General features: G+C 62.8%; 25 protein-coding genes. 22 read left to right on the top strand and 3 right to left on the bottom strand.

Going from position 1 to position 25,982, the window contains the following annotated elements:
- The first annotated feature begins 15 nt into the window (after positions 1-15).
- From bchB to Q1A44_RS20490, 20 genes are all read left to right on the top strand, one after another.
- Positions 16-1,578 carry a ferredoxin:protochlorophyllide reductase (ATP-dependent) subunit B gene (gene bchB / locus Q1A44_RS20585; RefSeq protein ID WP_299629036.1) on the top strand — a complete coding sequence of 521 codons (1,563 nt, stop codon included), beginning with the start codon at positions 16-18 and terminating at the stop codon, positions 1,576-1,578.
- Positions 1,568-5,128, top strand: coding sequence for a magnesium chelatase subunit H (locus tag Q1A44_RS20580; protein ID WP_299629034.1), 3,561 nt, complete (start codon positions 1,568-1,570; stop codon positions 5,126-5,128). Before bchB ends, Q1A44_RS20580 begins: the two co-directional genes overlap by 11 nt.
- Positions 5,129-5,222: 94 nt before the next feature.
- Complete coding sequence (gene bchL / locus Q1A44_RS20575) at positions 5,223-6,122, top strand: ferredoxin:protochlorophyllide reductase (ATP-dependent) iron-sulfur ATP-binding protein (RefSeq protein WP_299629032.1); 900 nt, start codon at positions 5,223-5,225, stop codon at positions 6,120-6,122.
- Positions 6,122-6,802: a magnesium protoporphyrin IX methyltransferase gene (gene bchM / locus Q1A44_RS20570; RefSeq protein ID WP_299629030.1), complete on the top strand. Its 681-nt coding sequence runs from the start codon at positions 6,122-6,124 to the stop codon at positions 6,800-6,802. The genes bchL and bchM overlap by 1 nt, the downstream gene beginning before the upstream one ends.
- Positions 6,799-8,223, top strand: a complete 1,425-nt coding sequence (locus tag Q1A44_RS20565) for a PucC family protein (protein WP_299629028.1) — start codon at positions 6,799-6,801, stop codon at positions 8,221-8,223. The genes bchM and Q1A44_RS20565 overlap by 4 nt, the downstream gene beginning before the upstream one ends.
- Before the next feature lie 24 nt (positions 8,224-8,247).
- Positions 8,248-9,018 carry a photosynthetic reaction center subunit H gene (gene puhA, locus Q1A44_RS20560; protein WP_299629026.1) on the top strand — a complete coding sequence of 257 codons (771 nt, stop codon included), beginning with the start codon at positions 8,248-8,250 and terminating at the stop codon, positions 9,016-9,018.
- Positions 9,019-9,084: 66 nt separating this feature from the next.
- Positions 9,085-9,720, top strand: coding sequence for a photosynthetic complex putative assembly protein PuhB (puhB, locus tag Q1A44_RS20555; RefSeq protein ID WP_299629024.1), 636 nt, complete (start codon positions 9,085-9,087; stop codon positions 9,718-9,720).
- Positions 9,721-9,725: 5 nt separating this feature from the next.
- Entirely contained in the window at positions 9,726-10,196 is a 471-nt protein-coding gene (gene puhC, locus Q1A44_RS20550; protein ID WP_299629022.1) for a photosynthetic complex assembly protein PuhC, read from the top strand.
- A gap of 18 nt (positions 10,197-10,214) precedes the next feature.
- Positions 10,215-10,511: a hypothetical protein gene (locus Q1A44_RS20545; protein WP_299629020.1), complete on the top strand. Its 297-nt coding sequence runs from the start codon at positions 10,215-10,217 to the stop codon at positions 10,509-10,511.
- Positions 10,508-11,614 (top strand): magnesium-protoporphyrin IX monomethyl ester (oxidative) cyclase, encoded by a 1,107-nt coding sequence (gene acsF, locus Q1A44_RS20540; protein WP_299629018.1) that lies wholly within the window; start codon positions 10,508-10,510, stop codon positions 11,612-11,614. The genes Q1A44_RS20545 and acsF overlap by 4 nt, the downstream gene beginning before the upstream one ends.
- A gap of 148 nt (positions 11,615-11,762) precedes the next feature.
- Entirely contained in the window at positions 11,763-12,575 is an 813-nt protein-coding gene (gene puhE / locus Q1A44_RS20535) for a putative photosynthetic complex assembly protein PuhE (protein WP_299629016.1), read from the top strand.
- Positions 12,565-13,779 (top strand): 5-aminolevulinate synthase, encoded by a 1,215-nt coding sequence (gene hemA / locus Q1A44_RS20530; protein WP_299629014.1) that lies wholly within the window; start codon positions 12,565-12,567, stop codon positions 13,777-13,779. Before puhE ends, hemA begins: the two co-directional genes overlap by 11 nt.
- 125 nt (positions 13,780-13,904) lie before the next feature.
- Complete coding sequence (locus Q1A44_RS20525) at positions 13,905-14,375, top strand: c-type cytochrome (RefSeq protein ID WP_299629012.1); 471 nt, start codon at positions 13,905-13,907, stop codon at positions 14,373-14,375.
- Positions 14,376-14,478: 103 nt separating this feature from the next.
- A complete protein-coding gene (locus Q1A44_RS20520) occupies positions 14,479-15,357 on the top strand; it encodes a LysR family transcriptional regulator (RefSeq protein ID WP_299629010.1) in 879 nt (292 codons plus the stop codon).
- 93 nt (positions 15,358-15,450) lie between these two features.
- Positions 15,451-16,269 carry a putative hydro-lyase gene (locus Q1A44_RS20515; RefSeq protein WP_299629099.1) on the top strand — a complete coding sequence of 273 codons (819 nt, stop codon included), beginning with the start codon at positions 15,451-15,453 and terminating at the stop codon, positions 16,267-16,269.
- A gap of 23 nt (positions 16,270-16,292) precedes the next feature.
- Positions 16,293-17,324 (top strand): TRAP transporter substrate-binding protein, encoded by a 1,032-nt coding sequence (locus Q1A44_RS20510; protein WP_299629008.1) that lies wholly within the window; start codon positions 16,293-16,295, stop codon positions 17,322-17,324.
- Positions 17,325-17,381: 57 nt separating this feature from the next.
- Positions 17,382-17,930, top strand: coding sequence for a TRAP transporter small permease subunit (locus tag Q1A44_RS20505; protein ID WP_299629006.1), 549 nt, complete (start codon positions 17,382-17,384; stop codon positions 17,928-17,930).
- Positions 17,927-19,210, top strand: a complete 1,284-nt coding sequence (locus Q1A44_RS20500; protein WP_299629004.1) for a TRAP transporter large permease — start codon at positions 17,927-17,929, stop codon at positions 19,208-19,210. The genes Q1A44_RS20505 and Q1A44_RS20500 overlap by 4 nt, the downstream gene beginning before the upstream one ends.
- A 2-nt stretch (positions 19,211-19,212) precedes the next feature.
- Complete coding sequence (locus tag Q1A44_RS20495; protein ID WP_299629002.1) at positions 19,213-19,896, top strand: allophanate hydrolase subunit 1; 684 nt, start codon at positions 19,213-19,215, stop codon at positions 19,894-19,896.
- The gene (locus Q1A44_RS20490) at positions 19,889-20,926 is read left to right on the top strand and encodes a biotin-dependent carboxyltransferase family protein (protein WP_299628999.1); all 1,038 of its coding nucleotides are present in this window, start codon (positions 19,889-19,891) and stop codon (positions 20,924-20,926) included. The genes Q1A44_RS20495 and Q1A44_RS20490 overlap by 8 nt, the downstream gene beginning before the upstream one ends.
- Here the strand turns inward: Q1A44_RS20490 and Q1A44_RS20485 are convergent.
- Together Q1A44_RS20485 and Q1A44_RS20480 are read right to left on the bottom strand one after the other, a co-directional pair.
- Positions 20,893-21,552, bottom strand: coding sequence for a DUF2848 domain-containing protein (locus Q1A44_RS20485; RefSeq protein ID WP_299628997.1), 660 nt, complete (start codon positions 21,550-21,552; stop codon positions 20,893-20,895). The genes Q1A44_RS20490 and Q1A44_RS20485 overlap by 34 nt on opposite strands.
- Before the next feature lie 12 nt (positions 21,553-21,564).
- Positions 21,565-22,248 (bottom strand): hypothetical protein, encoded by a 684-nt coding sequence (locus tag Q1A44_RS20480; RefSeq protein ID WP_299628995.1) that lies wholly within the window; start codon positions 22,246-22,248, stop codon positions 21,565-21,567.
- A 505-nt stretch (positions 22,249-22,753) separates the two neighbouring features.
- Here Q1A44_RS20480 and Q1A44_RS20475 point away from each other — a divergent pair.
- Entirely contained in the window at positions 22,754-24,058 is a 1,305-nt protein-coding gene (locus tag Q1A44_RS20475) for an AAA family ATPase (RefSeq protein ID WP_299628993.1), read from the top strand.
- Entirely contained in the window at positions 24,055-25,113 is a 1,059-nt protein-coding gene (locus Q1A44_RS20470; RefSeq protein ID WP_299628991.1) for a ParB N-terminal domain-containing protein, read from the top strand. Before Q1A44_RS20475 ends, Q1A44_RS20470 begins: the two co-directional genes overlap by 4 nt.
- Here the strand turns inward: Q1A44_RS20470 and bchO are convergent.
- Complete coding sequence (gene bchO, locus Q1A44_RS20465; RefSeq protein WP_299628989.1) at positions 25,110-25,982, bottom strand: alpha/beta fold hydrolase BchO; 873 nt, start codon at positions 25,980-25,982, stop codon at positions 25,110-25,112. The two genes, Q1A44_RS20470 and bchO, sit on opposite strands and share 4 nt — an antisense overlap.

The raw sequence follows: 25,982 nt of genomic DNA, 5'->3' as shown, positions 1-25,982 counted from the left end.
AATGGACCACGCACAATGAAGCTGACGGTCTGGACATATGAGGGCCCGCCCCATGTGGGGGCGATGCGCGTCGCCACCGGCATGACGGGTCTGCACTATGTGCTGCACGCCCCCCAGGGCGACACCTATGCCGACCTCTTGTTCACCATGATCGAGCGGCGCAACCACCGCCCGCCGGTGACCTACACCACCTTCCAGGCGCGCGATCTCGGCGCCGACACCGCCAACCTGTTCAAGACGGCGGCACAGGACGCCTATGACCGGTTCAAGCCCGAGGCGATCATCGTCGGGGCCTCCTGCACGGCCGAGCTGATCCAGGACGACCCCGGCGGCATGGCCGAAACCATGGGCCTGCCCGTGCCGGTGATCCCGCTGGAACTGCCCAGCTACCAGCGCAAGGAAAACTTTGGCGCGGACGAGACGTTCTTTCAGATCGTCAAGGCACTGGCCCGCCCGATGGAGCGGACCAAACAGATCACCGCCAACCTGATCGGCCCCACCGCCCTCGGCTTCCGCCACCGCGACGACATCCAAGAGGTCACCGCGCTCCTCTCCGACATGGGGATCAGCGTGAATGTGGTCGCGCCCATGACGTCCTCGCCCAGCGACATCGCCCGCATGGGGGCCGCGCATTTCAACGTGCTGATGTATCCCGAAACGGCAGAGACCGCCGCCCGCTGGATGGAACGCGAACTGGACCAACCTTATACCCGCGTCGTGCCCATCGGCGTCGGCGCCACTCGCGATTTCATCGCCGAAGTGGCCAAGATCACCGGCGTCGTCCCTTATATGGATGAGAGCCGCCTGCGCCTGCCCTGGTACTCCAAATCCGTGGACAGCACGTATCTGACCGGCAAACGCGTCTTCGTCTTTGGCGACGGCACCCACGTTCTGGCCGCCGCCCGCGTCGCCCGCGACGAGATGGGCTTCGAAGTGGTCGGCATGGGCTGCTACAACCGCGAAATGGCCCGCCCCGTGCGCGCCATGGCCAAGGATTTTGGCCTGACCGCCACCATCACCGACGACTACCTCGAGGTCGAGCGCACCATCGAAGCGCTCCAGCCCGAAATGATCCTTGGCACCCAGATGGAGCGGCACATCGGCAAACGCCTGGGCATCCCCTGCGCCGTCATCTCTGCCCCCGTCCACGTTCAGGACTTCCCGGCCCGCTATTCCCCCCAAATGGGGATCGAGGGGGCCAATGTCCTCTTTGACACCTGGGTTCATCCGCTGGTCATGGGGCTCGAAGAGCATCTGTTGCACATGTTCAGGGATGACTTTGAGTTTCACGATGCCGCCGGTGCCTCGCATCACGGCGGACATACAAAACCTGCGCCTCAAGAAGTAGCAGATGCTGGGGGGCCAGCCCCCCAGACCCCCGGGAGTATTTCTGAAGAAAAGAAGAACACATCCTTTGGCGTGATCTGGCTTGATGATGCAGAGCGGGAGTTGAAGAAGATCCCGTTCTTTGTCCGTGGCAAGGCGCGGCGCAATACCGAGACCTTTGCGACCGAACGCGGCGTGGCCGAGATTTCCGTCGACACCCTCTACGAAGCCAAGGCCCATTATGCGCGATGAGACCGGCATAACAGGGCGCATGCCCGGTTACCGCGTGGTGGTCATCACGCTGGACAGCCATGCCGCGGGCCCGGCCCGCCGGGCCATGGATGTGCTGGAGCGGGACTATCCCGGCCTTGATCTGCAAATACATGCCGCCGCCGAATGGGGCGAGACCCCCGGCGCTTTCGAGGCCGCCGAAGAGGCGGTGCGCCACGGTGATATCATCATCTCGAACCTCCTCTTTCTTGAGGAGCATGTGGCCCGCATCCTGCCTGCCTTGCAGGCCCGCCGCGATCACTGTGACGCCATGGTCGGCATCGTAGCCGATGCCGAGATCGTCAAGCTGACCCGCATGGGCACCCTGGATATGTCTGCCCCGCCCTCGACCATGGGCAAGCTGATGAAGCGGCTGCGCGGATCGTCCAAGCCCTCGACCGAAAGCGGCGCGAAAAAGATGGCGATGCTGCGCCGCCTTCCGAAAATCCTCAAGTTCCTGCCCGGCAAGGCGCAGGATCTGCGCGCCTGGTTCCTTGTCATGCAATACTGGTTGGGCGGGTCCGACGACAACGTCCGCGCCATGATCCAGTTCCTGCTGAACCGCTACGCCAGCGACACCGGCTGGGCCGATGCGCCAGAGGCAGCAGCGCCCATCGACTACCCCGACACGGGCCTTTATCACCCCGACCTTATTCACCGGATCACCGTGGACCCCGCCGATGTTCCCGGCCCCAAGGGCGCCAAGATGACCGTCGGCGTAGTCATGTTGCGGTCCTATGTCCTTAGCGGCGACACCGCGCATTATGACGGCGTCATCCGCAGCCTCGAGGCGCGCGGCATCCGGGTTCTGCCCGCCTTTGCCGGCGGCCTTGATGCCCGCCCCGCCATCGACACCTATTTCACCGGCAAGATCGCCGCGTTGGTTTCGCTGACCGGGTTTTCGCTGGTGGGTGGGCCTGCCTACAACGACAACGTGGCAGCGATCAAAGTGCTCTCCGACCTCGATGTCCCTTACCTCGCGGCCCATTCGCTGGAATTCCAGACCCTGGGTCAGTGGGCCGAGAATGCGGGCGGCCTTGGCCCGATTGAGACCACAATGCTAGTGGCCCTGCCCGAGTTGGACGGGGCGACGGCCCCCACCGTTTTTGGCGGTCGTTTGGGGCCAGAGGGCTGCGCCGGTTGCGCCCATGAATGCGCCGCAGGTGCCGAGGCCAAAGCGATGGTCCCCTGCCCGGAGCGTGTCGAAAAGCTGGCCGAGAAAGTGGAGCGGATGGGCCGTCTGCGCCGTGCCAAGAACGCCGACAAAAAGATCGCCATCGCCCTTTTCGGATTTCCTCCCAATGCTGGGGCCGTCGGCACCGCCGCTTACCTTTCTGTATTCGAGAGCCTTTTCAATACGTTGACCGAGATGAAGGCGCGCGGTTATACTGTTGATCTGCCTGCATCCGTCGACGATTTGCGCGCAAAAGTCCTGCAAGGCAACGCCGCCCAATACGGGCAAGAGGCCAACGTGGCCGCCCATATCAGCGCCGACGACATCGTGCGAGGCACGCCATATCTGGCCGAGATCGAGGCCGTTTGGGGGCCTGCCCCCGGGCGCGTGCAATCGGACGGGCGCGGGGTGTTCATCCTGGGCGCAGAGTTGGGCAATATCTTTGTCGGGGTGCAGCCCGCCTTTGGCTACGAGGGCGATCCGATGCGGTTGCTCTTTGAAACAGGGTTCGCGCCAACCCATGCCTTTGCCACCTTCTATCTCTGGCTGCGCAATACCTACCGTGCCGATGCGGTGCTGCATTTCGGGATGCACGGCGCGCTGGAATTCATGCCGGGCAAACAGGCGGGCGCCAGTGGGCGCGATTGGCCGGATCGCCTGATCGGCGAAATGCCCAATGTCTACCTTTATGCCGCCAACAATCCGTCCGAGGCGTCGCTGGCCAAGCGGCGTTCCAACGCCGTTACGATCACGCATCTTACGCCGCCTTTGGCGCAATCGGGCCTCTACAAGGGGCTGGCGGAACTCAAGGACAGCCTGACGCGCTGGCGCGGCATGGATGCCGCCGACCCGGTGCGCGGCGAGTTGGAAGAGTTGATCGCAGAGCAGGCCGAGGCCGTAGACATGGGCGGCACCGCCCCCGAAACACTCTGGCTCAAGCTGCTGGAAACCGAGGACGCGCTGATCCCCGACGGCCTGCACGTGGTGGGCAAGCCGATCAGCGATGCGGCGCGCGAGGAATATCTCGACCTGATGCCGCACGCAGATGCCGAGGCCCGCGCCCGCGTCGATACGCTTTTGCAGAACGAGACAGAGCTGGGCGCACTCATGGACGCGCTGGACGCGAAATACATCGCCCCCGTGCCCGGCGGTGACCTGATCCGGTCGACCGACATTCTGCCCACGGGCCGCAACATCCATGCCTTTGACCCCTTCCGTATGCCCACGGCCTTTGCCTGCCGCGACGGAATGAAACAGGCGCAGCTTTTGCTCGACACACACCCGACGCTGCCCCGCTCCATCGCGCTGGTGCTTTGGGGGTCGGACAATATCAAATCCGACGGCGGGCCGATTGCCCAGGCGCTGGCGTTGATGGGCTGCACGCCGCGCTTTGACAGCTTTGGACGGCTCTGCGGGGCCGACCTGATCCCGCTTGAGGACCTTGGTCGCCCTCGCATCGACGTGATCATGACGCTTTCAGGTATCTTCCGCGATCTGCTGCCCTTGCAGTCGCGTATGCTGGCTGAGGCGGCGTTGAAATGCGCGCAAGCCGACGAGCCGCTGGACCAGAATTTTATCCGCGCCCACGCGCTGGCCTATGCCGAGGCGCAGGGTTGCGACATTGAGACGGCCAGCTTGCGTGTCTTTTCCAACGCCGAAGGGGCGTACGGATCCAACGTGAACCAACTGGTCGACAGCTCCGCATTCGGGGACGAGGACGAGTTGGCGGATGCCTATGAGAACCGCAAAAGCTTTGCCTACGGCGTTGACGGCAAATCGGCGGCAAACCCTGCGCTGCTGCAACGGGCGCTGGCGGATGTTGAGGTCGCCTATCAAAACCTCGAATCGGTCGAACTGGGCGTGACCACGGTGGATCACTATTTCGACACGCTCGGCGGCATTGCCCGGGCCGTGAAACGGGCACGCGGGTCTGATGCGGCAGTCTACATTGGCGACCAGACACGCGGAGCGGGCAAGGTCCGCACGCTCAAGGATCAGGTGGCGCTTGAAACGCGCTCGCGGTCGTTGAACCCGAAATTCTTTGAGGGGCTGCTCAAGCACGGTGCCGAGGGCGTGCGCCAGATCGAGGCCCACGTGACCAACACCGTGGGCTGGTCGGCTACCACCGGCCAGGTGGACGATTGGGTCTACCAGCGAATTTCCGAGACCTTTGTGCTGGACGAAGAGATGCGTCAGCGCCTGGCCGACCTGAACCCCACCGCCTCCTCGCGCATGGCCAACCGGCTGCTTGAGGCGTCGGACCGCAATTATTGGCAGCCCGACGCCGAAACGCTGGCCGCCCTTCAGGACGCGGCCGACGCGCTTGAGGACAAGCTTGAAGGGATCGCAGCCGAATGATCGTAGCACCCCGACATATGATGGGAGCCTCCGGCGGGAGTATTTTCCAAGAGAAGAAGCACGGGCAGCGCGCCCCGTTGAACAGGAGCCTCTCATGAGCCCACTCGACAGAAATCCACCAAACCTTCGCGGCCAAGACGGCGAAGGATCGGTGCAGGTCCACCAGGATGCCGACGCCAAGATCGAAGGCGCCAAGGTGTTCTCGGTCTATGGCAAGGGCGGCATCGGCAAATCGACCACCTCGTCGAACCTGTCGGCGGCCTTTTCGATGCTGGGCAAACGGGTGCTGCAAATCGGCTGCGACCCCAAGCATGACAGCACCTTTACGCTGACAGGCATGTTGCAGCCCACGGTGATCGACATCCTGAAAGAGGTGGACTTCCACCCCGAGGAACTGCGCCCGGAGGATTTCGTATCCGAAGGGTTCAATGGCGTAAAATGCGTTGAGGCGGGCGGGCCACCCGCAGGCACCGGCTGTGGTGGCTATGTGGTGGGCCAGACGGTCAAGCTGCTGAAACAGCACCACCTGCTCGAAGAGACCGATGTGGTGATCTTTGACGTGCTGGGCGATGTGGTCTGTGGTGGCTTTGCCGCCCCCCTCCAGCATGCCGACCGCGCCCTGATCGTGACGGCCAATGACTTCGACAGCATCTATGCAATGAACCGGATCATCGCGGCGGTCCAGGCCAAGTCCAAAAATTACAAGGTCCGCCTTGCGGGCTGCGTCGCCAACCGGTCCAAGGAAACCAACGAGGTCGACCGCTATTGCGACACCGTGGGCTTCAACCGCATCGCGCATATGCCCGATGTGGATGCGATCCGGCGGAGCCGCCTCAAGAAAAAGACCCTCTTCGAGATGGACGACGACGAGGACATCGTGCGCTGCCGCGCCGAATACATGCGTCTGGCCGCCCTGCTCTATGACGGAACCGAAGGGTTGGCCCCCGCCCCGATGGAAGACCGCGACATCTTTGAGCTGCTTGGATTCGATTGATGCCCTACGACCAAACCCGTGCCCGGGTCGAAACCTATTTCGACCGCACCGCGACCAAGACATGGGAGCGTCTGACCTCGGACGCGCCCGTGTCGCGTATTCGCGAAACGGTACGGGCCGGGCGGGACCGGATGCGCAAACTGATGCTCAGCCGCCTGCCCGATGACCTGCGCGGCGCGCGGATCCTTGATGCCGGATGTGGCGCGGGCCCCGCCACGATCGAAATGGCTGAGCGGGGCGCGCAAGTCGTAGCCGTCGATATCTCGCCCCAGCTGATCGACATCGCCCAGCTGCGCCTGCCCGAGGGGCTGCGCCGTCAGGTAACGTTCCATGCAGGCGACATGTTCGACCCCAAGCTGGGCAAATTTGACGCCATGATCGCCATGGACAGCCTGATCTATTACACGGCCGATGACATCGGGATGCATCTGGCCGCGCTGGAAAAACGCGTGAACGGCCCGATCATCTTTACTGTCGCCCCGCGCACGCCCGCGCTGATGGCGATGTGGTATGCAGGCAAGGCCTTCCCCCGCTCCGACCGCTCGCCCGTCATGATCCCGCACGCGCATTCCAAACTGGCCCAGGCCGCCAAGGCCCAGGGCGTGCGCCGCATGTTGCGCCCTGTCGACCGGATCACATCGGGTTTCTACATTTCCGAAGCGATGGAGCTGCGCCCATGAGCCAGTTGCGCCAGTTCACCACACGGGTTCTGCCCTTTGCCGATGCGGCCTCTGACGGTCTGCCATTGGGGGAATTGCTGCGCCTGTCGCTGTTCCAGGTGTCGGTGGGCATGGCCTCGGTGATGCTTTTGGGCACGCTGAACCGGGTGATGATCGTGGAGCTGAGCCTCGCCGCCAGCATCGTGGCCTTCATGATCGCGCTGCCGGTGCTGATTGCGCCCTTCCGCGCGCTTTTGGGCTTCCGCTCCGACACTCACAAATCCGCCATTGGCTGGAAACGGGTGCCCTATATCTGGTTTGGCTCGCTCTGGCAGTTTGGCGGGCTGGCGATCATGCCCTTTGCCCTGCTGGTGCTGGGCGGCGACGTTTACCACGAAATTCCCTTTGCCGGCGAGGTGCTGGCTGCCCTTGCCTTCCTCATGACCGGCCTTGGTCTGCACATGACGCAAACCGCCGGTCTGGCGCTGGCCAGTGACCGGGCGACCGACGAAACCCGGCCCCGGGTTGTCGCGCTGCTGTATGTCATGTTCCTTGTGGGCATGGGTATTTCGGCCCTCATCATCGGTGGACTTCTCAGTAATTACAGTGACTTGCGCCTGATCCGCGTGGTACAGGGGGCCGCCGTTGCAGGCGTCATCCTCAACCTTATCGCGCTTTGGAAGCAAGAGGCCGTGCGCCCCAGCACCAAGGCAGAGCGTGAAACACCCCGCCCGCTGTTCCGCGATGCCTGGAACGATTACGCCAGCGGCGGGCAGGCCGGACGGCTCTTGGCCTGCGTCTTTGTGGGCACCATCGCCTTCAACATGCAGGACGTGCTGCTGGAACCCTACGGCGGCGAAATCCTGGGGCTGTCGGTCTCGGCCACGACGCTGCTGACGGCACTTTGGGCCGCAGGCGCGCTCATTGGCTTTGCCTGGGCCGGGCAACGGCTCTCAAAAGGCTCGAACGCTTACCGGCTCGCAGGCATGGGCATCCTTGCAGGCATCTGGGCCTTCAGCCTGGTGATCTTTGCCGCACCCATGCAGGCCAACATCCTTTTCTACGCCGGGGCCACCCTGATCGGGTTCGGCAGCGGGCTGTTCGCCGTCTCTACGCTGACGGCCGCCATGACGATGCCCGCACGCGGCAACGCGGGCCGGGGTCTGGCGCTCGGCGCCTGGGGGGCCGCACAGGCGACCGCTGCGGGCCTTGCCATCGCGATGGGCGGCACGCTCAGGGACTGGATCGGGGCCATCGCCCAATCCGGCGCCTGGGGCGAGGCGCTCAACACGCCGGCCACCGGCTACTCCTTCGTTTACCATGCAGAGATTGGCTTGCTCTTTGTCACTCTCGTCATCCTGGGACCGCTCGTGCGCACTTCGGGTCCCCTCACCCAAGCGGAGAAGCCGCAGCCTCTGGGCCTCGCGGACTTCCCCACATGACCTTGTCCAGGAAAGGAAACTGACATGACTGGAACATTCTTTGGCGAATTCGACCTTGCGTCGCTGTCGCTCTGGCTTTTCTACATCTTCTTTGCCGCGCTGATCATCTACATCCAGCGCGAAAACATGCGCGAGGGCTATCCGCTGGAGGATGACGAGGGCAACCGATCATCCAACCCCAGCATGTGGCCCGTGCCCGAGGACAAGACGTTCAAACTGCCTCATGGGCGGGGCGAAGTGACCGTGCCATCGGGCCAGGCCCCTGAACGGGCGGATATTGCGCTGAAACGGGTGGGGCCCGGCAACGGCTATCCACTGGAACCCACAGGTGACCCGATGATCGACGGGGTGGGGCCTGCGTCCTGGGCACCGCGCCGCGATGTGCCCGAACTTGACGGCCACGGCCATCCCAAGATCATCCCGATGTCGGGCAATGAGGCGTTCAGACATGCCGCTGGCACCGATCCACGTGGCCTGCCCGTGATGTCCGCCGATGGCGAGGTCGTGGGCCGTGTGGTCGACATGTGGATCGACGAACCCGAGCAGCTGGTCCGCTATCTCGAATTTACGCTCGATCCCAAATGGGGCACCGGCAACCGCCTTGTCCCCCTGACGCTGGCTCGCATCTGGCGCGATCAGGTCAAGATCAAGAGCCTCTACGGCAAGCATTTCGCCACCATCCCGTCGCTGGCCAGCGCGACCCAGGTGACACTGCTCGAAGAGGATAAAATCTGTGGCTACTACGGCGGCGGCACCATGTACGCCGACACCGCACGCCAAGACCCACAGATCTAAGCCATCACCGCCCCGCGGCGCAGGTCGCGGGGCATGACAGCAAAACCGAAAAGGGGAATGTGCGCCATGTCCCATGATGATTTTGAGATTGAGCCGATCGAAGGGCTGCCTGAACAGCCCCCCGAAGGCGAAGAGATCCTGTGGCGGGGCAAGCCGTCCACAATGGCTCTGGCCCGCGAGGCACTGAACCTGAACTGGGTGATCGGGTATTTCGTGCTGCTCATGGGTTGGCGCTTTGTCACTGTCGTCGATGTGCTGCCTCTGGGCCAGGCCATCGGTGCCACGGTGCCTTTCCTGATGCTGGCCATCGTGGTCTGCGTGCTGCTGATTGCAGTGGCGAAAATTCAGGCGGCCAACACCGTCTACACCATTACCTCGGCGCGTATTGTGATGCGGATCGGGGCGGCCCTGACGCTGACGCTGAACTTGCCCTACCGCGAGGTGGGCAATGCGGCCCTCAGCCTGCGCAAGGACGGCACCGGCACCATCGCGCTTGAGACAATGGGTGAAACCCGGCTCAGCCATCTGGTGCTCTGGCCCCATGCACGGCCCTGGACGTTCAGCCCCTCGCAACCGGCGCTGCGCTGCATCCCCGATGCGGCTCACGTGGCCCAAATCCTCGCCCGCGCGGCAGAGGCACGGGTGAACATGCCCCAGGTCAAGCGAGATACGCCTGATTTCAACGCAGTCGCGGCGGAGTAAGGACCATGTCTGACACCTCCTCCCCCGCCCGCATCCACGCCAAGGAAGACGAGCTGGTGCCGCGCATCCTGGTGCGCGCCGTCATGGCGCTGATCCTTGCGATCCTTGCGCTGGTCACCATCGCCTCGGTCACCGACCGGCCGCTGGAAAGCGCACCGGCCGACGGCAAGATCCTGACCGAACGCACGATCTTTATCTCGGGCGAAGCCTCTGGCGCGGCCCGCGTGCTGGGCGGCAACGGCGCGCTTCTGGCTGACTTTGACACGGAAAGCGGCGGCTTTGTCGCGGGCATCGACCGCGTGATTATCCGCGAACGCAACAAGCTGGGTGCCGATCTGACCGCCCCCGTCATCCTGCGACTGCGCGAGGGCAACCGCCTCTCGCTTTATGACCCCGAAACCAACTGGTCCGCCGAGCTTATGGGCTTTGGCGCCACAAATCTCCGCACCTTCGCCAGGTTGCTGAGCACACCCTAACCATTGGAGGAAGCCACCATGGGACTACTGACAAAGGAGATCGAACGGGCCCCCTGTACCGTCGAGATCAGCCACAAGTTCGAAAGCCTTCACGCGCATGTGCGCCTCAACAACGGTGCCGTGATCTATCCCGGCGATGAAGTGCAAGTCCAAGGCCCCGAGATCATGGCCCCCTTCGGCGAGATCGTGACCGAGGATCGCGAGGCGATCATCTACCGTGCCTCCGCCGTTGAACGGCTCTGGACCCGCCTGACCGGCGACTTCGAGGTCATGGAACTGTGCGAATTTTCCTTCTCGGAAGAGGTGACACTATGAACGCTCCACTCAAACATACCGCCGACGCCACCACGGTCGAAGAGGGCCTCGCCATCGCCGAAGCCCAGGACCAGCAATATACCAGCGAAATGGCCACCGAGACGGCGATGCAGAACACGCTGCTCACGCCGCGCTTCTACACCACCGATTTCGACGAATTGGACAGCATCGACGTCACCCCGGTGCGCGCTGATTGGGATAACCTGATCGCGCAGATGGAAGCCGACCCAAATCGCGGCCATTTCAAGAAAAACGAGAATTGGGACAAAGTGGATTGGGACGGGATGGAGCCCGAGCTGAAAAAGGAATTTATCGATTTCCTGATCAGCTCCTGCACCGCCGAGTTTTCGGGCTGTGTCCTCTACAAGGAAATGAAGCGGCGCGGTAACAACCCCGACATCACGCAACTGTTTCAGCTGATGGCGCGGGACGAGGCACGCCACGCGGGTTTCATCAATGACGCGCTGCGCGAAGCGGGTCTGCGCGTGAACCTCGGGTTCCTGACGCAGAAAAAGAAATACACGTATTTCCGGCCCAAGTTCATCTACTACGCCACCTATCTGTCGGAAAAGATCGGCTACGCACGCTACATCACGATCTTCCGCCATCTTGAGGCGCACCCGGAACACCGCTTTCACCCGATCTTCAAATGGTTTGAGGAATGGTGCAATGACGAGTTCAGCCACGGTGAGGCCTTTGCTCTGCTGATGAAGACGGACCCGAAGCTGACCAAAGGCATGAACGTCTATTGGATCAAGTTTTTCCTCACGGCGGTCTATTCCACGATGTATGTGCGCGACCACCAACGGCCAGCCTTCCACAAGGCCCTTGGCGTCGATCCCGACTGGTATGCCCACGAGGTGTTCACCAAGACCTCCAAGCTCTCGGAACAGATCTTCCCGATCACGCTGGACATCGACCACCCCCGCTGGCAGCGCGGGTTGGAACGGATGCAAAAGGCCAATGCCGATATGGCCGAAGCCAAAGGGCTGAAGAAGCTGGGCGCGCAGATCCGGGCCGTGTCGGCATTCATTTCGCTGATCGCGATCCCCGCGAAAAAGCACAGCACGCCAGCCTCCGTCCGACTGGAACCTGTCTATTGAGCCAAGCCGCCAAATACGCTTTTTCCGACACGGAAAAAGGCAGGAAAACGGCGCGTTTTCCAGCGCACTCGCGGACAGGTGCGCAACTGTTTTCCGCGTCGGAAAACAGCCGGAAACCGCGTCGGTTTCCGGCCACAGGGGGTCAAAAATGACCCCTTGGATCGCAGCCCTCATTGCTTTGTTCATCTGGTGGTTCTCCACCGGCACAATCTTGATGGCCGTGAAATATGCCGACCGCGCGGGCCCGCGTGCGCGGATAAACACCACCCTCATCGGCTTGCCGCTCCTGGCCATCGGTGCCTATGGCGCGCACTGGTCCATGACCCAAACCGACATCCTGGGCACTTATGTGGCGTTCCTGTCGGCGCTGTCGCTCTGGGGATGGATCGAACTGGCCTTCCTCACCGGCATCATCACCGGTCCCAACCGAAGCCCCCTGCCCGATCACACCCCCGAATGGGAACGCTTCATTCGCGCCTGGGGCACCGTCGCCTATCACGAGATGCTGCTGACGGCGACGCTCATCGCGCTCGGCCTCCTGCTCTGGCACGCCCCCAACGCCTTTGCATTGTGGACTTTCGCGGTGCTCTTTTTCGCCCGCATATCGGCCAAGCTGAACCTTTTTCTCGGCGTGCCTCGCACCCATGTCGAATTCCTGCCAAACGTGCTTGCACACCTGTCCAGCCATTTCCGCAACGCGCGGATGAACTGGCTCTTTCCTGTCTCGGTCACCGCATTGACCTTTGCCACAGCCTGCTGGCTCGAACGGCTCTATGCGGCCCAAACCATGGGCGAGATCACGGGCTTTGCCCTGCTCACCGCCCTCACGGCCCTTGCGGCCCTCGAACATTGGGTGATGGTCCTTCCCATCCCCGACGAACGGCTTTGGCGCTGGATGCTGCCAACGCCCAAACCAACACCAGAACAACAGACAAACCAAGGGGGGCATCATGGACTTTGATGTTTTGTTCCAAAACCAACTCGACACGCTCAAGGAGGAGGGGAACTACCGCGTATTCGCGGAGCTGGAACGCCAATCCGGGGCCTTTCCCCGCGCCCGTTGCCATGATGACGAGGCCCCCGACGAGGTGACCGTCTGGTGTTCGAACGATTATCTGGGCATGGGCCAGCACCCCGCCGTGACCCAAGCGATGAAGGACACGATCGACAGCTGCGGCGCCGGTGCGGGCGGCACGCGCAACATCTCGGGCACCAACCACGCGCACAAGCAGCTTGAGGCCGAGCTGGCCGACCTGCATGGCAAGCAAGACGCGCTGCTCTTTACTTCCGGCTATGTCTCCAACTGGGCGGCGCTTTCCACCCTGGGCGCGCGGCTGCCCGACGCCGTGATCCTCAGCGACGAGCTGAACCACGCAAGCATGATCGAAGGCATCCGGCACAGCCGCGCCAAAAAGGTCATCTGGAAACACAACGACCCCGAAGATCTGGATCGCAAGCTGGCCGCCCTGCCCGCCAACGCGCCCAAGATCGTCGCATTCGAGAGCGTCTATTCCATGGACGGCGACATTTGCCCCATGCGGGAAATTGTCGAAGTGGCCGAGAAACACGGTGCCATGACCTACCTCGACGAAGTACACGCCGTTGGCCTCTACGGCCCCCGCGGCGGCGGCATCAGCGAACAAGAAGGACTGGCCGACCGGATCACCCTGATCGAAGGAACGCTTGGCAAAGCCTATGGCGTTGTCGGCGGCTATATCACCGGCTCCGAGGCGATGTGCGATTTCATCCGGTCCTTCTCCTCCGGCTTCATCTTCACAACCGCCCTGCCACCCGCCGTGGCGGCGGCGGCACAGGCCTCGATCAGCCACCTCAAACAGTCCAACGCCGAACGGACGCTGCAACGCGAACGAGTCGCCTATCTGCGCAAGCGTCTGGACCAGGAAGGCATCCCGCATCTGGAAAACCCCAGCCACATCATCCCCGTGATGATCAAGGACCCGGTGAAAACCCGGATGTTGTCGGACTACCTGATGCAGCGCTACGGGATCTATGTGCAGCCGATCAACTACCCCACCGTGCCCAAAGGCACCGAGCGGTTGCGGTTCACACCCTCGCCCCTGCACAGCATCGACGACATCGAACACCTGGTGCTGGCACTCAAGGATCTATGGAAGCAATGCGCCATCAGCCACGCGGTGGCCTGACGGGGAAAGCAGACAAAATTTCACCTGCACAGCGCTTCAAGGCAATGTTACTGTTGACTTGGCGCTGATCCATCTACGTTGTCACCCAACACCGATGTGCCAAAAGAAAAACTGAGGAGACACCCATGTTCCGATCCATTGCACTCGCCGCCGCCACCGCTGCTTTTGCCCTGCCCGCTTTCGCAGATGGCCACGCGGTCGACCTGACAGCAACAGGCGACGCCGCCGCTGGTGAAAAAGCGTTCCGGGGATGCGTGGCCTGCCACGTGGTCGTGAACGAGGCGGGCGAAACGCTGGCCGGCAAACGCGGCCAGCAAGGCCCGAACCTCTATGGTGTCGTGGGCCGTCTTGCAGGCGCTGTCGAAGACTTCCGGTATTCCGACATCATGGGCGTTGCGGGCGAACAAGGTATCGTCTGGGACGAAGCCAATTTTGTGGGCTACGTGCAGGACCCCACCGGCTGGCTGCGTGAAACCACCGGCAACAACGGCCGGGGTAACATGACCTACAAGGTCCGCAAAGAGGCAGACGCCGTGAACCTCTATGCCTATTTCGCCTCGCTGGCCCCCGCGCCAGAGGCTGACGCGACCAACTAAGCCCTGGTCACAGCACAGATCAAAAACGCCGTCAGGGTCCGCCTTGACGGCGTTTTGCATTTATCGGTATGCGCCCCAGCCGATAAATCCTATCAATACCCCTATGACATTCGACCAGATCAAAACCTTCCTCTGGGTCGCCCGGCTGGGCGGGTTCCGCAAGGCAGCCGAGCGGTTGAACCTGTCGCAACCCGCCGTCTCCACCCGCATCTCCAACCTCGAACAGGAATTGCGCGTGCCGCTGTTTGAACGGGGGCCCGGGGAATTGGTGCTGACCAAACACGGCACGCTGCTTCTGTCCTATGCCGAACAAATGCTGTTCGTGGAGGAAGAGATCAAACAGCGCGTCGCCAACCCGTCAGAGGCCGAAGGGCTGTTTCGCGTCGGGGCGTCCGAAACCATCGCCCAGGCCTGGCTGCCGGATTTCCTCAAGGCGTTCAGCGAACGCTACCCCCGCGTCAACGTCGACCTGACGGTCGATATCTCGCTCACCCTGCGCACCGACCTGCTGGACCGCAAACTTGATTTGGCTCTGCTCATGGGCCCCGTTTCCGAATTTTCGGTCGAAAACGTGGTGCTGCCCTCCTTCGATCTGCATTGGTACCGGGCAACCGCGAATCCCCTAACGGACCTCAGCAAAATCCCGGTCATTTCCTATTCCAGCAAAACCCGGCCCTACCGCGAGCTGATGTCGGAACTGTCGCGGCGGATCGGGCCCAAGCTGCGGGTCTATGCCTCCGCCTCGCTCTCGGCCAGCCTCAAGATGATTGCGGCAGGCATCGCCGTCGGACCCTATCCGCGCGCGCTGGCCAATGAATACCTGGCCTCGGGGCAAATCACTGAATTTGATCCCGGTTTCCGGCCCAAGCCGCTGTCTTTCACCGCCTCCTACCTGTCAGAGCCGCGCAGCTTTCTGGTCGAAACCAGCGCCGACATGGCCCGGCATGTGGCCGAAACGTGGGACAGGACGCACCCGAAATAGTTTCAAGAAATCTATCGCGTTTGATCTAAAATGATAATTTGATTGAACGACGGCCCTCATGTGATGCTGGATCAGACAGCCTTGGGGGGCCACGTGACCGCAACCACCGTTTCACATTCCGATCTGATCGGCGCATCCGCCACGGATGTGCGCGCCGCCATTCGCAGCGGCGCCTATACCGGCCACACCGCCGGGCTGGCGGCAGGCAAGCTGCAATGCAACCTCGCCATCTTGCCCGAAAACGTCGCCCTCGACTTTCTGCGGTTCTGCCAGCGCAATCCCAAACCCTGCCCCCTCGTCGGCGTCAGCGACAGCGGCGATCCGGCCCTGCCAACGCTGGGCCATGACATCGACATTCGCAGCGACGTGGCCCGTTACCGGGTGTTTCGCAACGGCACGCTCACCGACGAAGTGACCGACATAACCGACGTTTGGGCTGATGATCTGGTCACCGTCGCTTTGGGCTGTTCCTTCACCTTCGAGAACGCCCTGCTCAGCAACGGCATCCCGGTCCGCCATATCGAGACGGGCAGGAACGTCCCGATGTTTCGCAGCAATATTGATCTGGTGCCCGCAGGCCCCTTTGGCGGACAGATGGTCGTGACCATGCGGCCCATCCCCAAACATCAGGTCGATCAGGCCCGCGAGATCAGCCGCCGTTACCCTCAGGCCCATGGCGCACCCATCGCGGTGGGCGACCCGGCCCAGATCGGGATCAGCGACCTCGGCCAACCCGATTGGGGCGATGCGGTCGACATCCACCCGGGCGAAATGCCGGTCTACTGGGCCTGTGGCGTCACGCCCCAAAATGTCCTGCTGAACGCGGGCCTGCCGCTCTGCATCACCCACGCCCCCGGCCACATGCTGATCGCCGACGTGGCCGAAGACGCCGAAACAACAATCCTCACATAATTCCAACAACGGAGACTTCTGAAATGAAAAAACTGCTTCCCATCCTCGCCGCCACCACGGCCCTTGCGACACCTGCGCTGGCCGAAAACCTGTCTGTCGTGGGCAGCTGGTCCAGCCTGCCGCTGCACAAGCAATACGAGGCGCCGTTCTGGTCCACGACCCTGCCCGAGGCATCGGGTGGCTCCATCACCGTGGAACTGACCACGCACAACCAGATGAGCCTTGGCTTGGGCGACATCTACCCCCTGCTCGGCCAGGGCGTCTATGACGTGGCCATGACCGTCGCGGACTATGCCGTCGCAGACGCGCCAGAGCTTGAAGGGCTGGACGTGCCCCTGCTGGCCCTCACCGCTGACGAGGCGCGCGCCATGGTGGACGCGGCCCGGCCCATGGTGTCCGACATCTACCGCGACCGGTTCAACAGCCACGTGCTGGCCATCGCCCCCTACCCGCCTCAGGTCGTTTTCTGCAATCACGAGATTGCCAATCTGGCCGACCTCGAAGGCCTCAAGGTCCGCGCGTCGGGCCGCATGACCGCCAAATTGCTTGAGGCGCTTGGGGCCGAGGGCGTGAACGTCTCTTTCTCCGAAGTACCCGGCGCGCTGCAAAACGGTGTGGTTGATTGCGCCGTGACTGGGGCCGGTTCCGGCTACAGCGCCGGCTGGTGGGAGGTCTCCACGCACCTGCTGCCCATCCCGCTCGGCGGCTGGGATTCCGTTGTGACGGCGATCAACCTCGACAAATGGAACAGCCTTGATGGGGACACCCAGGCGCTGATCACCGCACAGGCCGCCACCGGGTTCGAGGATCCCGCATGGGCCAGCGCCCAAACGGCTCTGGTTGATGACATCGCCTGCCTGACCGGCAATGGCGAATGCCCCGCCGGTGACGCGCGCGACATGACCCTGGTCGAGGTCAGCGATGCCGATTTTGACCGCGCCCGCGACATCCTCACCAGCGAAGTGCTGCCCGAATGGGCAGAGCGCGCAGGCGGCGATTGGGCCGCTCGCTGGAATGACAGCGTCGGCAAAGTTGTCGGCGTCACCATCAACTAAAGCGTCTTGGGGCGGTCCACGCCGCCCCAAACACCACTCCAAAGAGGCCAGAGGCATATGGAACGCAAGATGATCGAGGGCCTGCGGACCCTGAACAAAGGGGTCGCGATGATCGTGGGCTTTGGCCTGCTGGCCTGCGCCGCCTTCGTGCTGGCCGACATCATCCTGCGCCGCTTCGGCACGTCCTTTGGCGGGACAGAGGAAATCGCAGGCTACGCTATGGCGCTGGCCACCTCCTGGGGCATGTCCTACGCGCTGCTCGAACTTGGCCACGTGCGCATTGACCTGCTGCGCAGCCGGTTTCAAAGCTTCGCGCGCGCCCTCTTCGACGTCTTTTCCATGATCGTCATGTCCGGCGTCGTGATCACCATCGCGGTCAAGGCCTGGCCGGTGGTCGAACGCTCCCTCACCAACGGCTCACGCGCCAATACACCGCTGGAAACGCCGCTGGCCTGGGTGCAACTGCCGTGGTTCGCCGGATGGGTCTGGTTCGCCATCATGTCCACGCTCACAACCCTTGCCGCACTCAGCCTACTCCTGAAAAAACGGCATGAAGAAACCGAAAACTTCGTCGGCGCCTTCGCCGAGCAGGAGACACTGCAATGATCGGTTTCGTCTCTGTCGCCCTTCTGGGGCTGCTCGCCCTCTCCATCCCTGTCGGCATCGTCCTCTTCCTGCTGGGCTTCGGGGTCGACACGTTCTTCTCCAGCTTCCCGCTCACGCGCGGGCTTGGCAACATGGTCTGGTCGTCGTCCAACTCGGCCACGCTGATCGCGATCCCCCTCTTTGTGCTCTTGGGCGAGATTCTCGTGCGCAGCGGTGTGGCCACCCGCACCTATGCCGCCCTCGACCGCTGGGTGTCCTGGCTGCCCGGTGGGCTGGTGCACGCCAATGTCGCCACCGCCACCATGTTCTCCGCCACCTCCGGCTCCTCCGTCGCGACCGCCGCAACCGTGGCAACCGTCGCCATGCCCCAGGCGGAAAAGCTCGGCTATGACCCCAAGCTGTTCTCTGGCGCCATCGCCGCAGGCGGCACGCTGGGCATCATGATCCCGCCCTCGATCAACCTGATCGTCTACGGCTTTCTCACCCAATCCTCGATCCCACAGCTTTTCCTCGCGGGGCTGATCCCCGGCCTCGCGCTGGCCATCGCCTTTATGGCCGTTACGGCGGTGATCTGCCTCATCCGCCCCGATCTGGGCGGCGTCCGGCGCACCTTCCCCTTCCCGCAAATGCTGCGGGCGCTGATCGACCTGATCCCGATCCTGATCCTCTTCGGGCTTATCGTCGGCTCAATCTATCGCGGCTGGGCCACCCCGACCGAGGCGGCCGCCGTCGGCGTCGCAGGCGCGCTGCTCATCGCGCTGGCCTTCGGTGGCGTCTCGTGGTCCATGCTGGCGCAAAGCCTCACAGGCACGGTCAAGATCACATCAATGATCATGCTCATCGTTATCGGCGCATCCTTCCTCAACTTTACGCTGGCCTCTGCCGGGCTGGGGCGCGAGCTGACGGAATTCATGACGGGCCTCGGCCTCACCCCGCTCAAGACGATCCTGGTGGTTGTGGTGCTCTACATCGTGCTGGGCTTCTTCATCGAAACGCTCTCGCTCATGGTTGTCACCATCCCGATCATCGTGCCGCTGGTGGTGGCCCAAGGGTACGACGTGATCTGGTTCGGCATCCTGATGATCGTGCTGATCGAAATGGCGCTGATCACCCCGCCCGTGGGGCTCAATCTCTACGTGGTGCAAGGCGCGCGCAAATCGGGCAGCCTGAACGAAGTTATGCTGGGCGCCCTGCCCTATTGCCTGACCATGCTCGCCATGGCCTTTGCACTGATCGCCTTCCCCAGCATCGCCCTCTTCCTGCCCACGCTCCTGCAATAGCCATGACACCGCACTGCACAGCCATCGCCGACCACGCCCTGCTGGTCAGCTTTGGCACCGACTTCAGCCAAGGCGCCCATGACGCCGTTCTGGCGCTCGACCGCGCCTTGGCCGCCGATATGCCCCCCGGTGCAATTGAAACCGTGCCGGCCATCGTGAACCTGCTGGTGTCCTTCGATCCGCTGGTCACGGATCACGGCCAGATCGAAACCCACGTGCGTGCACGGCTGGAAACCGCCCGATCGACCCAAATACAGGGCAAAACGCACCGGGTGCCCGTCTGCTATGACGCGCCCTTTGCCCCCGACCTCACCGCTGTGGCCACCGCCACCGGGCTCTCCCCCGAGGCGATCATTAACGCCCATCTCGCGGGGCAGTTCAGCGTGCTGATGTACGGGTTCGCCCCCGGCTACGCCTACCTGTCAGGCGTCCCCGCCCCCATCCAAGTCCCGCGCAAGCCCAGCCCCATCCGCGACGTCCCAGCAGGCAGCGTGATCATCGCAGGCGGCCAATGCCTGATCACAACGCTCACCATGCCCACCGGCTGGTCGATCATCGGGCGCTCGCCCACGGCCATCCTGACCGGCGATGACACACGGCCCTTCCTCTTTGATGTGGGCGACACAGTCACCTTCGAACGGATCAGCGCCGACAGCTTCGCCAGGCAGACAGCCGCCCATGTCTGACGCCACCTTCACCGTCACCTTCGCAGGGCCATTGGTCACCTACCAGGACGCGGGCCGCCCCGGCCACATGCGCTTTGGCGTGCCCGCCTCCGGCCCGATGGACAGGCTCGCCTTTGACGCTGCCAACGCTGCCCTTGGCAATGTTTCGGGCACAACAGCGATCGAGATCTCGCTTGGCGGCCTCATCCTCACCAGCACCAAAGGAGCAGTGACGATGGCGATCACAGGGGGCGATTTCACCATCCAGCATCAGGGGCAAAAGACCAGTGGCTGGACGATTCTGACAGTGCAAAAAGGCGAACGGCTCGCCCTCAGCGCGGGCAAGTCCGGCAGTTGGGCCTATCTCGCTTTCGCGGGTCAACTCACCGCGCCGCAATGGCTCAACAGCCAGGCAACCCATTCCAACTCCGGCTTTGGCGGTGGCGCGCTGAAATCTGGCGACACGGTCACGGTCACCAACGCCGCCATCCGCGAGGATCGGCTTGGCACCATCCCCCAACCCGAATTCGAGGACAACGGCCCGATCCACGTCGTCACCGGCCCCCAGGATCAACATTTCGCCGAGGGCGCACTTGATCTGTTCACCAGCCAGCCTTTCAAGGTTTCCGACGCCTATGACCGCATGGGGATGCGCCTCAACGGGGCCAAACTCGCCCTCAACAGCGCCTTGTCGATCCCTTCGGAACCCATCGTGCGCGGATCAGTGCAGGTCGCGGGCGACGGCATTCCGACCGTCCTTCTGGCCGATCATCAAACCACCGGCGGCTATCCCAAAATCGCTACGGTGATCAGTTGCGACACCGACAGGCTGGCGCAATTCCGCTCCGGTCAAACCTTGCGGTTCAAACCCGTATCAGCGACACAAGCCATTGAAATCACAAGGCGATACACCACCGCCAAAGCCGCCTACCTGGCCGAGGTCAGCACCCCACGCGGCACCCTCGCCCAACGGCTCATGCGCGAAAACCTGATCCACGGCTGCATCCTCGACGAGGCTCAGGCCACAATCGGCAGCACCTCAACCGCATAAGACAGCGTCATGCTGCGCCCCGTTCGCGGGTCCACCGCCTCCATCCGGTAGGCCCCTGCCGGACGCACGCCGCCCTTGGCCCCGAACGTCCCGCAGAGCATCGCCATGCCGTCGCCAAACCCGGCCCCCGCACACAGTTCCGCCAGCGGTCGAATGCCCGCGAGCGTCCCCTCCTGATACAGCACCTCGGCCCCGTCCTCGACGATCCAACAGCGCAGGGTGATCTCTTCCAGATGTCCCTCGATCTCGGCCATGTCCCAAAGCATCGCCGCAACCGGCTTGGCGCAGGCCTGCTTTGAGGCGGCGACCGAATGGGTCTCAAGATCCCGGTCCGTATGGTCCGACGCGAGTCCAAAATACGTGCGCCCATCCGTACAGATCAGCAAGGGTTCCACCTCACCCGAGGTGCCCGCGCCCAGCACCTGAATACGGTCGCCTTGGGTCAACAACCCCTCCGACACCCGGTAGTACAGCGGCACAGTGCTCGGCCCCGGCACACCCACGGCGGCCAGCTCGTCAATGTGATGCTGCACCGCAGCAATATCGCGCCCCGTCCAGCCCGCAACCACCACTTGGTCAATCTTCAACGGCAACGCCGCCCCGTCACACTCAAATGTCAGTTCCATGGCAACGCTCCTTCACACCACAATCCGTATTTCCGTCACATCCCCGTCGACTTCACGGCAGGCGGCCAGCACGCGACGCTCCAGATGGGTCTGCACATAGGCCCCGTGAAAGCGCGACGGCGCACGCAGGGTCAACCGCCCCCCAGCCCGCTCAACCCGCGTCAGTCCCGCGATCCAACTGGCATACATTCCCGGATCTTCACCATGCAGCACCGCTTGCGCCAAAGCCCATTCGGTGCCCTTGCTGATATCGGGCGCGCGGACCACGCCTTTGACCGGCAACGGCACCACGGTCGCATCCGGCACATCCCCCTGCCCCATCCGCAGCTCAAAGTCCGGGCCAACGGCGGCCCATTGCACAGACGTGTCATGCAGCATCCGCTCCAGTCCCAGCCCGTATTGCGTGACGCGCCCGCGCGCGCCCTGCCGTTTGACGACCAGCCAGCCGCGCGCCCGCAACAGCGCCATCTCGCGCTTGACGGTGCGTTCATCCACCGACCACAGCCGCGCAATCTCGCGCTGCCCCACGGCCAATTCGTCGCGTGCCCAATTGTACCGCGCCGTCACCAGCGTCATCAGGCGCAAGACCCGCCGCTGGTCATGTTTGCCCTGCGCCAGCGCATAGGCCCCCAAAGCTGTCAGAATGTCGTATTTGCGCGCAGAGGCGCCCTGGCCCACCGGCCGTAGCGTTTGCATGACTGCCCTCGATTTTCGTAAATGCCGGGACGGGCCCGGTTCACACCTGCTGACGGCGGTATATCGTCCCAACGGTTCTAGCCGCTTTTCCGTCTCCTGCCTTGATTTGCGTCCCCAACGGCGATTCTGTCAAGCATTGATCGAACCCAGTCCCTGCCCTGATCCTATTTTCAAAGAAAAATCAGGTAGTCTTGGTATTGGGGGACATACACAATGTCCCCTATTCAGCGCCTTTTGTCACCCTATAGGTTGGGGCACTGAAAAACCTGTCCCCAATATTATCCGCTGATCCCTAGGAACCAGTCCCAGCGCCACCCAAACGCGAATCGCCCTTGTCCCCATGGGTAAAGCCAACGCGCGCTCCCTTCATTTGATGATAATCCCCTTTTGCATTTTTCGCAAAACCAGCGTAAATCAGAAACAGAGCATCAAGAGCGTCCGAAAAACGCTGTCCCCGCGGGGACAAACCATCTGTCCCCGCGGGGACACCACTGACAGGCAGCGCATGTTTACCCATTCCGACCTCGCCAAACTCCAGGCCCAATCGCTTAAAATGCAGGGCTTCATCCGCCAGCAGACCTTTTCGCCACAGAACGAAAAGACGCTGCGCCGTTTCTCCAGTTGGGAGGTGGCCGAGCTGATCTTCAAGGCCAACCAATCCACCCTGCGGGGACGGCTCGCCGCTGATCCCTCCCTGCCCCAGGGCATCGTCGAAGAGGACGGCCGCCAACGCTGGTACACGCTTGAGGAAATCAACGAGCTGCGCCGCCGGATCAAGGTGAACCGCAAGTCGCTCATGCCTTATCGCCCGGCGAACAAGCGTGCCATCCGCGCCGCCATCGCCAACTTCAAAGGGGGGGCGGGCAAGTCCACCACCGCGCTCCATTTCGCCCATGCCGCCGCCCTCGACGGCTACCGCGTGCTGTGCGTCGACTTCGATCCGCAGGCCACGCTCAGCCACTCCATGGGCCTCTCCGACGTGGCCGAGGAATATACCGTCTGGGGCATCATGGCTCGCGATCTGGCGCATGAGACCGACCGGATGAACTCCGCCGTGCAGGGGGCCGAAACCGGCACCGCCCTGCCTCAGCGCAAGCTGCCCAACGCAATCACCGAAATGGGCCTGACCGACCTACGCGCCAGCGACTTCATCAAGCCGACAAACTGGCCCACCATCGACATCGTGCCCTCTTGCGCCAACGCGGCCTTTGTCGAATTTGCCTCTGCGCAGTATCGGCACATCAATCCCGAATGGTCCTTCTTCGCTGCGGTCTCACGTTTCCTCGATCAGCTGGCCCCCGACGCCTATGACCTGATCATTTTCGACTGCCCGCCCGCCATCGGCTACCAGTCCATGAACGCGGTCTTTGCCGCCGACGTGCTCTATATCCCGTCCGGGCCCGGCTATTGGGAATACGATTCCACGACCTCTTTCATCGGCCAATTGTCCGAAGCATTGGAGGATCTCAGCCGCTTCAACGGGCTTGTCCCCGCGGGGACAATGACACTGCCCAAATCCTTCCTCGACCTGCGCTTCCTTCTGACGCGGTTCGAGCCGGGCAATGAACTGCACCGCGCGATGCAGGGCGCGTTCGAAAAAGTGTTCGGCGACCGGGTTTGCGAACACCCGATCGAGATGACGCGCGCCGTCGAACAGTCGGGCCGCTTTCTCAGCAGCATCTACGAAATCGACTACCGCGACATGACCCGGGAAACCTGGCGACGGGCTCGCGCCTCCTTTGATCGGGCCTATGACGAATTCAAAACAAACCTGGGCCAAGCCTGGGACCAGCTGGAGGATGAGGCATGAGCAAGCGCCGCGTATTCGACATCGACTTCGACCTGAACGACGACACCGACGCCCCTGCCCCGGACGCCCCCGAAACGGAAGTGTCCCGGCGGGGACCGATGGCAACCGCCATCTCGGAAAACGCCGCCGCCCTCACCGACCGTCAATCGGCCGAGGCTGCGATCCGCGCCGAAAATGATCGGCTCGCCCATGAATATGTCTCGCTGAAACGGGACGGCGCCATCGTGGCCAAGGTGGCCATTGACGATGTCAAAATGACCAAGCTCACCCGCGACCGGGGCAAAGGCGAAGACCCCGAGTTCAACGAGCTGAAAACCTCGATCCTCGAACTGGGTCTGTCCAACCCGATCCAGGTCGAGGACACCGGCGAGGGGTACGAATTGATCCAGGGTTTTCGCCGGCTCTCCGCCTACCGTGCACTCGCCAAAGAGACGAACGAGGACCGGTTCAAAACCATCCCCGCCGTTCTGATTGCCAAGGGCGAGGCGCTCGAAAAACTCTATCGCCGGATGGTCGACGAAAACCTGGTGCGGCGCGACATTTCATTCGCCGAAATGGGGCAACTTGCGTCCTCATATGCGCAGCAGGTGGGCGTGTCGGTCAGTGATGCCATCGACTTGCTCTATGCGTCTGCGGGCCGTCAGAAACGCAGTTACATCGCCCATTTCAGCGCCCTGATGTCGGTGCTTGGGGACAAGATCAATTACCCCGAGGCGATCCCGCGATCCCTGGGCCTCAAGCTGGTCAAGGCGATGCAGGATCATCCCCGTTTGCGCGGCCAGATCGAAGTGGCGTTGGATCAATTCAAACCCGATACAGCCGCCGCTGAAATGACGGTGCTGAACAGCGCGCTGGCCCCCAAACGCCCCGACGGGACGCCGCGCCCGTCGACGTCGTCCAAGACCACGATCAAACTGAACCGGCATTCCGGCACGGTCAAAGTGACCGGCGCTCAGGGCCGGATTGATCTGCAGATGGACAAGGATTTCGGGGCCATCGACGCGCGCAAGCTGGAGGCCGCGGTGCGGGTAATGCTCGACAGTTTGGGTCTCTAAACCCCGGTTTCGTCAATGATGTGCATGATCAGGCCCGCCACCTCGGCGGGCCTTTCTTCATGGGCCAAGTGCCCAAGGTCTGCGATGCGATGTACCTGCGCCCCGGCGATCAACTTGGCCGCGTCCGCTGAAACCTGCGGGGACACGGTTTTGTCCTGGTCCCCGACGATGAAATGAACCGGCCCTTGGTGGTCTTTCAACCGCGCCAACAGCGGGTTCAACCGCCATTGCGCCATCATGATCAGGGTGCCGTCCACGTGGTCCCTGTCCGATACCAGCCGCCGATAAAGCGCCAAGCCTTCAGCATCCAGAACAGAGCCTGTGCTGTCGATCAGAGCCTTGATCCGGGCCGGATTGGCCGACGCCCCCGAGAACAGTCTGGCGGTAAACGGCACCGCCGCCAGCGCCTTGGCCATCGCCGGAAACAAGAGGCCTGCAACGCCCTTGAACTCGCTGAGGGCGGCATTGATTCCAATGACCAAAGGCGTTTGTCCCCGCGGGGACAAATCCCCTTGCGCCAGTCGCAGCGCAACCGCACTACCTGCCGAATGCCCAATGATGATGTCCGGTCTCCACCCTTCCTGTGCGCACAACGCGGCGATGTCCTGAGCCGTGTCGTCTAACCCACTGCGATGCCGGGCACCCAGTTGCGTGAATCCATGCCCAGGAAGGTCGAGTGCAATCACGTGAAAACGGCCCGCGAGCAGTGGACTGACATCGCGAAAACTGTGGGTCGAGCCGCCCGCGCCATGCAGCAGGAGGATGGTTTTTCCGCTGCCCGTTTCCTGAATATGCCAGCGATGCACGGGGCCGTGTCCCCGCCGGGACAAATGCGCATTTGGCCAGCCTTTGATGCCCGCCCAGTCCAT

The sequence above is a fragment of the uncultured Tateyamaria sp. genome (genome assembly GCF_947503705.1).
GTDB lineage: Bacteria > Pseudomonadota > Alphaproteobacteria > Rhodobacterales > Rhodobacteraceae > Tateyamaria.
This window is presented reverse-complemented; position numbering and strand designations above follow the sequence as displayed.